The organism is Pseudomonas gingeri (assembly GCF_013386165.1).
GTDB classification, from domain to species: domain Bacteria; phylum Pseudomonadota; class Gammaproteobacteria; order Pseudomonadales; family Pseudomonadaceae; genus Aquipseudomonas; species Aquipseudomonas gingeri_C.
Map to the genome: position 1 here is coordinate 81,420 of NZ_JACAOS010000022.1, position 12,023 is coordinate 93,442.

At 61.6% G+C, this 12,023-nt stretch carries 11 protein-coding genes and 1 tRNA gene; 2 read left to right on the forward strand and 10 right to left on the reverse strand.

The features are described 5' to 3' along the window. The first annotated feature begins 511 nt into the window (after positions 1 to 511). Complete coding sequence (gene gabP, locus HX866_RS28065) at positions 512 to 1,903, forward strand: GABA permease (protein ID WP_177140883.1); 1,392 nt, start codon at positions 512 to 514, stop codon at positions 1,901 to 1,903. 13 nt (positions 1,904 to 1,916) lie between these two features. Here gabP and HX866_RS28070 read toward each other — a convergent pair whose 3' ends face one another. Next, positions 1,917 to 2,324 (reverse strand): hypothetical protein, encoded by a 408-nt coding sequence (locus HX866_RS28070; protein ID WP_177140884.1) that lies wholly within the window; start codon positions 2,322 to 2,324, stop codon positions 1,917 to 1,919. Positions 2,325 to 2,338: 14 nt separating this feature from the next. Then, positions 2,339 to 3,313 carry an alpha/beta hydrolase family protein gene (locus tag HX866_RS28075; RefSeq protein WP_177125342.1) on the reverse strand — a complete coding sequence of 325 codons (975 nt, stop codon included), beginning with the start codon at positions 3,311 to 3,313 and terminating at the stop codon, positions 2,339 to 2,341. Between the two features lie 161 nt (positions 3,314 to 3,474). On the opposite strand from HX866_RS28075, the gene HX866_RS28080 reads away from it, so the two are divergent. Continuing rightward, positions 3,475 to 4,905, forward strand: a complete 1,431-nt coding sequence (locus HX866_RS28080) for an aminotransferase-like domain-containing protein (protein WP_177140885.1) — start codon at positions 3,475 to 3,477, stop codon at positions 4,903 to 4,905. A 17-nt stretch (positions 4,906 to 4,922) separates the two neighbouring features. Here HX866_RS28080 and HX866_RS28085 read toward each other — a convergent pair whose 3' ends face one another. The 8 genes from HX866_RS28085 to HX866_RS28120 form a co-directional block, all read right to left on the reverse strand. Continuing rightward, on the reverse strand, positions 4,923 to 5,294 hold the full coding sequence (locus tag HX866_RS28085; RefSeq protein ID WP_177090918.1) for a hypothetical protein: 372 nt from the start codon (positions 5,292 to 5,294) through the stop codon (positions 4,923 to 4,925). 13 nt (positions 5,295 to 5,307) lie between these two features. Further along, positions 5,308 to 6,087: a class I SAM-dependent methyltransferase gene (locus HX866_RS28090; RefSeq protein ID WP_177125343.1), complete on the reverse strand. Its 780-nt coding sequence runs from the start codon at positions 6,085 to 6,087 to the stop codon at positions 5,308 to 5,310. A 50-nt stretch (positions 6,088 to 6,137) separates the two neighbouring features. Then, positions 6,138 to 7,037, reverse strand: coding sequence for a DMT family transporter (locus tag HX866_RS28095; RefSeq protein WP_177140886.1), 900 nt, complete (start codon positions 7,035 to 7,037; stop codon positions 6,138 to 6,140). A gap of 63 nt (positions 7,038 to 7,100) precedes the next feature. Further along, a complete protein-coding gene (locus HX866_RS28100; protein ID WP_177090912.1) occupies positions 7,101 to 8,039 on the reverse strand; it encodes an AMP-binding protein in 939 nt (312 codons plus the stop codon). Positions 8,040 to 8,284: 245 nt separating this feature from the next. Further along, positions 8,285 to 8,360 (reverse strand) — tRNA-Phe (locus tag HX866_RS28105). A gap of 103 nt (positions 8,361 to 8,463) precedes the next feature. Continuing rightward, on the reverse strand, positions 8,464 to 8,736 hold the full coding sequence (locus tag HX866_RS28110; RefSeq protein WP_100940325.1) for an oxidative damage protection protein: 273 nt from the start codon (positions 8,734 to 8,736) through the stop codon (positions 8,464 to 8,466). Further along, positions 8,733 to 9,800, reverse strand: coding sequence for an A/G-specific adenine glycosylase (mutY, locus tag HX866_RS28115; RefSeq protein ID WP_177090884.1), 1,068 nt, complete (start codon positions 9,798 to 9,800; stop codon positions 8,733 to 8,735). The genes HX866_RS28110 and mutY overlap by 4 nt, the downstream gene beginning before the upstream one ends. Next, positions 9,797 to 12,010, reverse strand: a complete 2,214-nt coding sequence (locus HX866_RS28120) for an AsmA family protein (protein WP_177140887.1) — start codon at positions 12,008 to 12,010, stop codon at positions 9,797 to 9,799. Before HX866_RS28120 ends, mutY begins: the two co-directional genes overlap by 4 nt. Positions 12,011 to 12,023: the final 13 nt, after the last annotated feature.

Genomic DNA, 12,023 nt, shown 5'->3' on the forward strand with positions numbered 1-12,023 from the left:
TCTCTGTCGTGCTCCTGCTATTGGCGGCCTTCCTGGCGAGCGCCAAGCTAGCATAGGGAAAAGCCGGTGCAGGACGGATGGGTGACAGGTTGTCGCATCGGCACAGCAGTCTGTCGCCCCGGCAACAACCGAGCAGCCGTTTTATCCGTCTTGCTGACTCGGCAGTCGCTTAAAAAGGGGCGCGATGGTGCCAGCTTTGGCCAAGGGTGGGAAGGGTAAACCCGCTGAGCGGGCATAGGTTCGCCCTGAAATGGGGCGTTACGCTATTTTTTGAGTGTTTCTGGTGCGACTTGCGAGTCTAAATTTGGGTGTCTCGGTAACGTCTTGGCAAATAGCCATCTATCTCAATGGGTTACGAACGCCCTTTGGTCGGGCGTGCAGGCCGCGGAAATCGGAGTCATGTAACATTTTGGCGCAAATTTTGCGTAAAAAATAAAATACGCCCCCGTTGGATTCCTTCTACAGGGTTTCCGGTGTGTAGGGCGCGCTCTTCATTGCATAGGTAGTCTCAATGAGCAGGACGCAAGTTTCCAATAATCTGGAGCAGGGCCTTAAACCGCGGCATGTGACCATGTTGTCGGTTGCCGGGGTGATCGGTGCCGGGCTGTTTGTCGGTTCCGGGCACGCGATCGCCGAAGCCGGACCTGCGGTACTGATGGCTTATGCCGCCGCCGGGACCCTGGTGGTGCTGGTGATGCGCATGCTCGCCGAAATGGCCGTGGCCTCGCCGGACACGGGGTCCTTTTCGACCTACGCCGACCGTGCCATTGGGCACTGGGCCGGTTTCACCATCGGTTGGCTGTACTGGTGGTTCTGGGTGCTGGTGATTCCGCTGGAGGCCAACGCCGCCGCAACCATCCTGCATGCCTGGTTCCCCAATGTGGCGATCTGGGCCTTTACCCTGATCATTACCTTGTTGCTGACCGCGACCAACCTGTTCAGCGTGAAGAACTACGGCGAATTCGAGTTCTGGTTTGCGCTGATCAAGGTGATTGCGATTATCGGCTTCGTGGTGCTGGGTCTGCTGGCGATCTTCGGCTGGTTGCCTGGCAGCCAGGTCAGCGGCGTGTCGCATCTGGTCGATACCGTGGGCTTTATGCCCAATGGCCTGGGCGCGGTGCTGGCGGCCATGTTGACCACCATGTTCTCGTTCATGGGTACGGAAATCGTCACCATTGCCGCGGCTGAATCGAAAGATCCGGGCAAGCAAATCTCCAAGGCCACCAACTCGGTGATCTGGCGGATCGGCCTGTTCTACCTGGTGTCGATCTTTATCGTGGTGTCGCTGGTGCCGTGGAATGACCCGAGCCTGGCGGCGGTCGGTTCCTATCAGGTGGTGCTGGATCGCATGGGCATTCCCAATGCCAAGCTGATCGTTGACCTGGTGGTGTTGGTCGCGGTGACCAGTTGCCTGAACTCGGCGCTGTATACCGCTTCGCGGATGCTCTTCTCCCTGGGCAAGCGTGGCGATGCGCCGGCCGTGGCCAAGCGCACCAATGCCAGCGGCACGCCTTACTGGGCGGTGATGCTGTCGACGGCAGCGGCCTTCCTGGCGGTGTTCGCCAACTATGTTGCACCGGCAGCGGTGTTCGAGTTCCTGTTGGCCAGTTCCGGCGCGATTGCGCTGCTGGTGTACCTGGTGATCGCGGTGTCGCAACTGCGCATGCGCCGCCAGCGTATGGACAGGGGCGAGAAGATCGACTTCAAAATGTGGCTGTTCCCGGGTCTGACCTGGGCGGTGATTGTGTTCATCGTCGCGATACTGGGCGTGATGCTGTGCCAGGAAGCCCATCGCGTCGAGATCCTCGCCACGGGCTTGCTCAGTGTGCTGGTGGTGGCCGCCGGTTTGCTGGTGGCACGCCGTCGCCGGCTTGAGAAAGCCGGGCGGGCGGTGTTGAACTGAGGCGTTGTGGCGGTTAGTCGGCGGCTTTTTGCAGCGCCTGCGACGCCGCCACATAATCAGCTTGAAACGCCGGGCTCTCGATCCAGGCAAGCGCTGCTTCCTCGCTGGCTTCACTGGTCCACTGACGATATTCGATCAGTGCGGACAGGATGAAATCCGTCGCTTCTTCCTCGCCTTCCTGCTCCAGCACCAACGCCAGCAACGGGTCTTCCAGGAAAGCCATGCACATGGCCTGCTGGCTGGTGGTTTCGGCGGCGCGCATGCGCTTGAACAGATCCGTCAGGTCGACCGACTCGAAATCGATCCGATCATCATCCACCGGCAGCGACTCGGCGGGCGCACTGGCGCGCTTGGTCCGGTTCTGCTTGGCCTTGGCTTTCGCCCGTTGCGCGCGTTTGTGTTGCTTGTCTTGGGATGCCATGGACTGGGGTGCTTTCACAAAGAGGTAAGCGAGGAATTATCCCCGTGAACCGCGACAATGCCAATCGTCCCCGGCGTTCCCGCCAGCAACTCCCCCTGCTCCAGCCAGTTCAGCGCAATCGGCCAAAGCTTTTCCTGATACTGGCTACGGAAGAAGGCGAAATGTCCCACCTCTGATTCATCGATATCCTCAGGCGCGATGCGCAGGTGGGTGCGGTGGCTGGTGGTGAAGTAGGCCAGTAGCCGCTCAATCGCCGCCACCGTACCGAATGGATCGTCTGTGAGACTGATGGCGAGGATCCGGGCCTTTACGCGGGAAAAGGGCAGCATGGCGAGTTTTCGTCCGCTGGGACGCTTGGCGTAGTCCGGGGTCGGTGTCGCCCAGTCCATCACCACCCCGGCGGGGGTGTCTTCCAGCCAGCCGAGGCGCTTGCCCGGGAAATAGCCGTAGAGGCCGGTCAGCAGCGGCATGATCAGGTGCCACTTGCCGAACATCTTCCAGCGGGTGGCGGGCGCATAGTCGCGCCAGTAGGCGAATTGCGCGCCGACGCTGACCACCCGGCGAATCCAATGCCCTGAGGCGGCCAGCCCGACCGCGCAACCACCGAAGCTGTGGGCGACCACATCGATGGGTTGACCAGGATGCTCGCGCGCGGCCCGCTGCAGCATGGCTTCGAAATCCAGCGCGCCCCAGTCGGTCCAGGAAGCCTTGAGCCCGCGCAGCGTCGCCGGACGCGATTCACCGATGCCGCGATAGTCGTAGCTGATGACGTCCATGCCGTTGGCAAACAGGTAGTCGGCAAAGCGCGAATAATGGCGGCAGCGCACCGAAGTGGCGGCGTTGATGATCACCACCGGGCGTGTCGCATCACCGTCGCCATGGCGCCAGGCAAAACCGCCCAGTGCAAATCCATCAGCGGCCCGTTCACTGAAAGTCTCGGCGCGGGAGGCGGTGGGCGAGAGGCATGGCTGGCGGGTGATCGAACTCATTGAGCGGGTCCCTGGCATGGAAAGGGGGGGCTGATCCCTGAGCGCTTTTTGCGCCCTGATACAGTGCTTGCAGCTGGGCAAATTGATCGCCGATACTGCCGTGGCTATCGGTGCACGAGACGCTAACCTTCGGACGGCGGCTGTTTCAACAAAGGAATGCCATGTTCCAGATAGATCGCAACAGCAAGACGCTGCTGGTGGACCAGATCAGAAACGCGATCATTGCCCGCATTGAATCCTTTCAGTGGGTTCAGGGCGGGCGGCTCCCTTCTGTTCGTGCGCTGGCCAAGCAACTGGGCGTCAGTATCTTTACGGTGAGCAGCGCCTACGAAGACCTGGTGGCGCAACACGTCATCGAGTCGCGTCCGGGCGCGGGCTATTTCATCCTGGCCTGCAATCCGGCCGGTCCCCTCAAGGACACCGACACACTGGTGCCGCCTTCCAGTGAACACTCGAGTTTTCTCTTCCGCGCCCTGGACCCGACGCAATACGATATTCCCGTGAGTTCAGGTTACTTGCCTCCGTCCTGGCTGGTCGACGCGGTCCCGGCTTCCGTGACCGGGCGGCTGATTCGTAACACACTTTCCTGCAGCACTCCAGCGCCGGCAGCCGGCAGCCAGGACCTGCGGGCGGTGATTGCGCGCAAGTTGCGCGAGGTCCAGATCAACGCCGCCAGTAACCAGATCGTGGTCACCATGGGCGCCACCCATGGGTTTTCACTGCTGCGCAGTATTCTCCTGAGTCCCGGGGATTACCTGCTGGTGGAGGACCCCAGCTACCTGCTGCTGCAACTGAAGCTGATCAAGGATCGCAACTTCAAGATCATCACGGTGCCGCGCCTGGATGACGGGCCGGACCTGGCGGCGATGGAAGCGATGCTGATCAAGTATCGACCGAAACTGTTCCTGACCCAGACCCTGGTGCACAACCCTACCGGTGGCAGCACCTCGCCGGCGAAGGGCTTCAAGCTGCTGTCGCTGTCCCGGCAGTATGATTTTCATATCATCGAGGACGATATTTTCGGTGGGCTCTCGTCAAGGTCGACACTGCGGCTTGCCAGTCTGGATGGCCTCGACAGGACGTTCTATATCAGCGGTTTCAGCAAGGTGCTCAGCCCGGCGTTGCGCCTGGGCTACGTGGCGGCTCCGCCGGCCTTCGTCGAACGGCTGATTGAGCAGAAAATGTACAACTTGCTGTGCGGCTCGGCGATTGACGAAACCATCGTGACCTACACCCTGGAGTCTGGCCGCTATCAGCACCACCTGGACGGGCTGGGTCAGCGGGTCATGCGGGAGCGCTCAAGGGCGCGTGAGTGGTTGGGGGCTTGCGGCGTGGTGTTTGAGGAGCACGGCGCGGACGGCCTGTTTCTCTGGGGGCGTTTGCCGGAGCAGGTGAATATACCGGGCCTGGTCGAACAGGCCCATCGCGCCGGCATCCTGCTGGCGCCAGGCTCGTTGTTCAGCAATACCAGTGAGTATGACCAGTACATCCGCTTCAACGTCAGCCATTGCAATCATCCCGGGTTCAAACACTTTCTCCAGGCGCAGCTCGGTCTGGTCGCGTCGTCGCTGCCCATCGGGCACGATGCCTGAGAGCGTGGCGCCTTGGCTCAGGCGCTGGTCGTGCTGCGCAGTATTTGTCCGCCGGCGGCTTCGATGATCGAGCTGAGCTTTTCGTACTGGGCTTCGGGGATGAAGGCGCCCAGGAAGACCGAGCCGAGGCTGCGCTGCCAGAGTTTGAAGTAGCGTTCCAGGCTCATGACTTCGCTCAGGTTCTGATAGGAGAAGATGGTGCCCTCAAGGATGATGACCTCATCGCTGTCCTGCAGATGCTGGATGCATAACTCGTCATCCACTTCCGAGTCGTTGATGGTCAGCCTGATGTTCTCGATCCAGTGGAGCGGCCTGCCGTCATGGTTCAGCCACACGGCAGGCTCGGCATAAAAGGATTTCAGTGCAAGTCCAGTGGTTTTCGTCGACATGGAGAACTCCAGCTCACTTTTTCTCGGCTTTGAACCGCAGGCGTGTGCAGTCCAGTGTCCATTGGCCGTTACTGTCCAGTAAATCTGCCGTCAGCTCTTCGGACACTTCATTCAGAAACGCTTCTTGCGATTCGCTGGGCAAGAGTGCCAGGTAGCGGCTACCGAACATTTGTAGCCATTGGGCAATCGAGCAGTCCAGAGTCACCGGGTGTTCGAACCAATGAATGGCGCTGACGTGGAAGCCCGCGTTTTCGAGCACTTGCTGGTAGGCCCCGGCTGTCGGCAGGTAAAGCTGATCGGCGACTTCGAAGTCAAGGGATCTGCGTGCCAGTGAGTCGCGCAGTGCGCGCCGCAGCACTGTCTGGTGCTCGGCTCCGGCGAACTCACCGACAAAACGTCCACCCGGTTTCAGGGCTTCGTAGATGCCGACGGCCACCTGGTCCGAGCGCTGCATCCAGTGCAGGGCGTCATAGCTCAGGACCGCATCGAACTCCTGATAAAAGTACAACTGCTCGGCATTGCCATGGCGTGCCTCCAGCCCTCTGGCCCGGGCGGCCGACACCAGGCTTGGGTCGCTGTCGAACCCCACCACTTGATTCCCGTAACGTTGGAGTTGTTCGCTCAGGTGGCCGTCGCCACAGCCGATATCCAGGAGCAGTTCCCCGGGCTTGAGAGCCAGCAGTTCGAGGACGGCCCTGGTGCAATGGTCGGTCAACCGGATGTCATGTTCATCCCGCAATGCACTCCTTTGCTGCAACTCACCGCTCGGACAAAAAGATGTCGAAGAAGTCATGCTTGAGATTCCATTCAAGGATGAGGACGTCTCGGCTGCCGGGCAGAGGCTCAGGTGCGTTTGGACAACCAGACCAAGACGATGACAATAGCGCAGACTAATGGCGTCAGCCAGTTCCAGGCTTCACCCATCAGCCAGATCGAGAAGCCGAAGGTGAAGAACGGTTGCAGCAACTGCAACTGGCTGATGCGTTGGATGCCGCCGAGTGCGAGGGCGCGGTTCCAGGAAAAGAAGCCTAGCAGCGAGTTGACCAGCGCCAGGAACAGCAGGGCGGCGACACCGCTGCCGGGCAGGTGGGCGAGGGTGTTGCCGTCGTACAGCCATAGACTGGCCGGAAGCAGCACCGGCAGGCTGATGACCAGGGTCCAGCACATCACCTGCCAACCCGGCAGTTCCTTGGACAGCGCGCCACCCTGGGCATAGCCGAAGCCGGCCAGTGCGACAGCTCCGAGCAGGGCGAGATCACCAACGTAGATATCGGAAACATTCGACTTCATCACCGTGTACGACATCACCACCAGGAAGCCCAGGCTGGAGACCGCCCAGAACGCCTTGGAAGGGCGTGAGCCGGTGATCAGGGTGCCGAAGATCGCGGTGGACAGCGGCAGGGCGGCGAGGACCACGCCGCCATGGCTGACGGGCACATACTGCATGCCCAGCGCGGTGAGGATCGGGAAGCCGTAGACGATCCCGGTGGAGGTCAGCAGCATGCGCTTGATCTGCGAGCGGTTCGGAAACCTGGCGCGGCCAATCAGCAAAAACGGGATTGCGGCGAAGGCTGCGATCACCGAGCGAAAGATCCCGACCTGGACGGCGCTCAGATCGCCCGCAAGCATTTTCGCCGCAGGTAAGGTCATGGCAAAGGCCGCTACGGAGATCAGGCCCAGGAAGTAGGCTTGCAGGTCTTGGCTCTTGGTCTCTGGAAATCGGGCTGCGTTGGCTTGCGTCATGCTGACGGCTCCTTTGGGGGGTGGGTCGGAATCCGGGGCGGCCGGGTATCCGTGACAGGTCCTTCAGGGCACGGTGGCGTCATTGGCACTGGCCTTCAGCCACAGGCGCAGCTCCGTCTTGAGGAGCTCGCCATAGTTGTTCTTGAGCAGCACATTGCGAAGTTCTGTCGGGTAGATGGGCGCGTCGCCATAGATGATGGTATTGATGCCCTTGCCGTCGTAGCCCTCACGGCGGGCCTGCTCGACCATGCAGGTGAACATCGCGGGTGCCACAAACAAGGTGATATTGCTGAACCCGCTCGCCAGCTCTAACAGTTCGTCGGCTTTGAAGTCGCGAGACTCCGGGACGACGTGGCGGGCAGCCTGGCGCACATGGATCAGGTTGTAGAGCCCGGCGCAGTGAGACATCGGCGCGGCATACACCACGGCCTCATCGGTGTTGATCGCAGTGACAGCGGGCGAGCAGCCCTGCGACATGTCCGTCAAATTGCCGTGGCTCAGCATCACGCCTTTGCAACTGTCGGTGGTGTCGGAGGTGTAGAACAGCCAGGCCAGGTCATCGATATGACGCGGACACGGCGTGTCGGGGGGCGGAGTGACGCAAGTGAGCGCGCCCATGTCCTCGCGATCCAGTTCCAGACAGCCCAGGGGCAGTCTCTCGGGTGCGAACACCTGGCCGCCGTCGGTGAAAATCAGCCGGGCGTCGGCGTTGCCGACGATCCAGCCGGCCTCGACGGGGTGCAACTTGCAGTCGATCGGCACTGCCACGGCGCCGGCCCACCAGATGGCGTAGAGCAGCTCGAGGTATTCGCAGCAGTTCTTCATGAACAGTGCAACCCGGTCGCCGGGGGCAATGCCGTGCTCGTTGATCAGATACGCGGCCCGATACCGGACCAGGTCGACAAAAGCGCCATAGTTGGCGACTTGCTGCCGTCCTTCGAACAGAGCTGGGCGCTTCGGGTAGAGGGCGCCGGCTTGGTCCAGCCAGTGGGCGATATTCATGCTCGGCTCCTGCGTGCCTGAAGAACATGCGCACACTAATCAGCCTGGTGGGGCGAGTACCGGTACGGTTGGGAATGAGCGCCACGAACTGTCTTGTTTGCCGACCATGACAGTTGTCGGGTGCGGGCCTGGGGCGCCGAGGATGTCCAGGAAAGGACGAAGAAAATTTGGGCAACAAAAAACCCGCACTAGGCGGGTTTCTTGTGGGCTTTCAGATGACGTTGACACCACCTGAAACTAATTAGTGGTGCCCAGAGACGGAATCGAACCGCCGACACGGGGATTTTCAATCCCCTGCTCTACCGACTGAGCTATCTGGGCAACGGGGCGCATTAAAAGCGTTTTTCGAGGGATCGTCAAGCAAGTTTTCAAAAAAATTTTAATTATTACCGTCGCTTACGACTCAACCCTCGAAAACACGGGATTATTCGGCAGGCGGTACGTAGCCTTCGGCCTGGGCGTATTCCTCGCCGGAAAAGAACTTGTCCATCTCGCCCTGGATATATTTGCGGTCTTCACCGTTCATCATGTTCAGGCGTTTCTCGTTGATCAGCAGGGTCTGGTGCTTCAACCAGTCGCCCCAGGCTTTCTGCGAGATGTGTTCGAAAATGTCCTGGCCCTTGGCACCCGGGTACGGAGGGCGCTCAAGGCCGGGCAGTTCTTCGTGGTACTTGCGGCACATTACGGTGCGGGTCATGACGACTCTCCTGCATTCAAAACGTCGGCTGCCCGTTTGAGCAGCTTTTTCACCGGGGCGGCAAGGCCCAGGCGCGGCGGGGTGGCGAGGTTATACCAGAGCCAGTCGGCCTCGGCCACGTGATGGGCGCTCTCTTCGACCTGCACCAGCCACGGCTCGATGGCCAACTGGAAATGGCTGAAGGTGTGGGTCAGGTTCGGCAACGCCTGCTGATGGCCCAGCTCCAGCGAGTGCTGCAAGGCCAGGTGCGGCAGGTCATCGAGGTCGTCGAGTTCCGGCAAGCTCCATAAACCGCCCCAGAGGCCGCTGGAAGGGCGCCGGTAAAGCAGAATGGCGCCATCGCGGTTGGCGAGCAGCGGCATCAGGGTGCGCTTCTGCGGCACGCTCTTGCGTGGCTTGGGAATCGGGTAGCGGGTTTCCAGTCCGAGCATGTGCGCTTCGCAGCCGACTTTCAGTGGGCAGAGCAGGCAGCTGGGCCTGCTGCGGGTACACAGGGTCGCGCCCAGGTCCATCATCGCCTGGGTGTAGTGGTTCACTCGGGCGTGGGGGGTGAAACGCTCGGCGTTGGCCCAGAGCTGCTTGGCCACCTTCGGTTCGCCCGGGTAACCCTCCTGAGCCGTATAGCGCGCCAGCACGCGCTTGACGTTGCCGTCGAGGATCGCCGCGCGCAGGCCCATGCTGATACTGGCGATGGCGCCGGCGGTGGACAGGCCGATGCCCGGCAGGTCGGTGAGCTTCTCGACGTCACGGGGAAACTCGCCACCATGTTCGGCAACGACGATCTTCGCGGTCTTCTGCAGGTTACGCGCCCGGGTGTAGTAGCCCAGGCCCGTCCACAGGTGCAGCACTTCATCTTCCGGCGCGGCGGCCAGGGCCTCGACCGTCGGCAGCGAGGCCATGAAGCGGTCGAAGTAGTTCAGCACGGTGCTGACCTGGGTCTGCTGCAACATGATCTCCGACACCCACACCCGGTACGGCGTGATGCCTTGTTGCCAGGGCAGGTCGTGGCGGCCGTGGTGGTCGTACCAATCCAGCACGGCGCTGGAAAACTGCTCGGCTCTCATCGCTTGAACAGCCCCTTGAGTGCGTCCTTGAGTTCGGGGCTGACCTTGTCGCCCAGTTTTTCGTCGATCTTGTCGCTCAGCTTGTTGCCGGCCAGGCGTGCGGCAACCTGGCCGAGGCCGTCCTTGTCGATACGGCAGGCCTTGGCGCCCAGCTCCAGCGGACCACGGCAACGCAGCGGCCATTCGATCCCGGCGAAGCGTTCGCTGACCTGGCAGGCCGGGTCCGGCATGTCGCTCTTGTCGCCTTCGACGATGATGCCGACGCGGTAGTCCATGCCCAGCACACGCAGGTCGATATCGCCGCTGCCATTCACGCTCAGGCCCGGGATACGGACTTTCAGGTCCGGGTTGTTGGCCACGCCGTTGTGCAGGTTCAGGTTGCCCTTGAGGTCCTGGAACGGTGTGTCCTTGCCCCGGGGTTCGCTGCTCAGGGTCTTGCGGTTGAGGGTGGCGATGCCGGTGCACAGTTGCTGTTCGAGGTTGGCGTTGAGCAGCAGGCCGTCGGCGAGGACGAAGCTGGCGCTGCCGTTGAGGCTGTCGACCAGGGCTTTCTGGCTGTTGCCGGTGGCGCTGAAGTCGCTGTTGAGGGACAGGGCGCCCTTGACCGGCGGCTTCTGTCCCTGGGCTTGCAGTACCCGTTCGACCGGCACCCGGTTCAGTCGGGTTTGCAGGCTCAGGCGCGGGGCATCGGCACGCACGTCGAGAGTGCCCTTGGCACTGAAGCTGCCGCTGTAGAGATCGCCGCGCAGGTCGCTGAGGGTCAGCACGCCACCCAGGCCCGTGGCCTTGAGGGCGGCGTTGTTGATCGGCAGCTTTTTCAGGGTCAGTTGGTCGAAGCTGAGATCGGCGTCCACATCGAGGCTGCGCAGGCGCTCGACCGGCATCAGCTTGTCGCTGCTCCAGGCACTCTTGGTCGGGGACTCCGGCAAGGGCGAGTTACTGGCGATGGCGTTGGCTTCGCTGTTCAGCACCTCGGCCTGACGGACTTTCGACGCGCTGTCGGCGTCGGCCGATTTCGGCGGCAGGTAACGGTCGACGTCGAATTTGTCACCCTTGAGTTGCACGCGCAGGGATTGCTTGGCGAAGTCCTCGACGGCGATGCGGCCGGTGAAGCTGCTGTCATCGAGTTTCAGGTTGAGGCCATCCAGCACCAGGCTGGTGGGCGTGCCGGTGAGGTGGGTGACCAGTTCGACCTTGCTCAGGCTGCCGTCGGCCACGGTCGGCAGGGGCTGACCGATGCTGTCGAGAAACTTCATCAGGTCCAGTTGGGCAATCGACAGCGTACCGTTGAGTTGCGGAGTCTTGTTCAGGTCATTGGCTTTCAGCTCGCCGAGGGCGCGCAACTGGTTGGCCGACAGCTTCAGGCTGGTCCATTCGGCGACGTTCGCCGCCATATCCACCAGCAACTGGCCCTGGGCGGAGAAGGTCAGTGGTTTACCTTGCAGCGGATCACCGGATAATTCGCCACCGAGGCGCATGTCTTCGAACTGGTAGCGCTTGAGCACGCGGTCGAAGCGCAGGTTGCCGCTGAGTTCGGTGCGGGCCCGCAGGACCGGTTGGTTGGTGCCGAAAAATGCGGTCATCTTGACCGGGATTTCCTTGCCGTCATGCACCGCGCCGGTGCTCAGCTGGATGCTTTCCGAGGTGAACTGGCGGCCGGTCTTTTCATCGTTGAATTCGACGCGGGCGTTGTTCACGGTCAGGCTGTCGATGTCCAGGCGGATCGGTTGCGAGGGTTTGTCTTCCGCTTCGACGCCGGCGGGTTCCGCGGCCTTGTCGGTCTGCGCGGTGACACTGGCGCCAGGGGCCGGGCGGCCAATATCCTGCCAGTTGCCGTGGCCGTCCTTGTCGCGGTTGAGGCGCAGGTTCAGGCCTTCGACACGGACATCGCTCATCTGCACTTCGCGGCGCAGCAGCGGCAGGACGCGCACCGACAGGGCGAGCATCTGCAGGTCGGCAAACGGTTGGGTCGGGGTGACCAGGGTCGCCACGCTGGCATCGTGCAGCTCCAGGCCCAGCCAGGGGAAAAGGCTCCAACCGATGTCGCCATTGAGGGTCAGCTCAATGTGGGCCTTGTCGCGGGCAATCTGGCGAATCTCGTTTTTGTAGTCGTTGGGATTGAACAGGTGGGTCAGGGCAAAGCCTGCCGCCACGATGATCAGCAACAATCCGAGAAGCCCCAGACCCAGGATTTTGCCGAACGCTTTCATGGGCGAGTCCTTG

Coding starts and splice junctions, on each gene's coding strand:
- gabP (WP_177140883.1), top strand. CDS start 512: ATGAGCAGGACGCAAGTTTCCAATAATCTGGAGCAGGGCCTTAAACCG.
- HX866_RS28070 (WP_177140884.1), bottom strand. CDS start 2,324: ATGGCATCCCAAGACAAGCAACACAAACGCGCGCAACGGGCGAAAGCC.
- HX866_RS28075 (WP_177125342.1), bottom strand. CDS start 3,313: ATGAGTTCGATCACCCGCCAGCCATGCCTCTCGCCCACCGCCTCCCGC.
- HX866_RS28080 (WP_177140885.1), top strand. CDS start 3,475: ATGTTCCAGATAGATCGCAACAGCAAGACGCTGCTGGTGGACCAGATC.
- HX866_RS28085 (WP_177090918.1), bottom strand. CDS start 5,294: ATGTCGACGAAAACCACTGGACTTGCACTGAAATCCTTTTATGCCGAG.
- HX866_RS28090 (WP_177125343.1), bottom strand. CDS start 6,087: ATGACTTCTTCGACATCTTTTTGTCCGAGCGGTGAGTTGCAGCAAAGG.
- HX866_RS28095 (WP_177140886.1), bottom strand. CDS start 7,037: ATGACGCAAGCCAACGCAGCCCGATTTCCAGAGACCAAGAGCCAAGAC.
- HX866_RS28100 (WP_177090912.1), bottom strand. CDS start 8,039: ATGAATATCGCCCACTGGCTGGACCAAGCCGGCGCCCTCTACCCGAAG.
- HX866_RS28110 (WP_100940325.1), bottom strand. CDS start 8,736: ATGACCCGCACCGTAATGTGCCGCAAGTACCACGAAGAACTGCCCGGC.
- mutY (WP_177090884.1), bottom strand. CDS start 9,800: ATGAGAGCCGAGCAGTTTTCCAGCGCCGTGCTGGATTGGTACGACCAC.
- HX866_RS28120 (WP_177140887.1), bottom strand. CDS start 12,010: ATGAAAGCGTTCGGCAAAATCCTGGGTCTGGGGCTTCTCGGATTGTTG.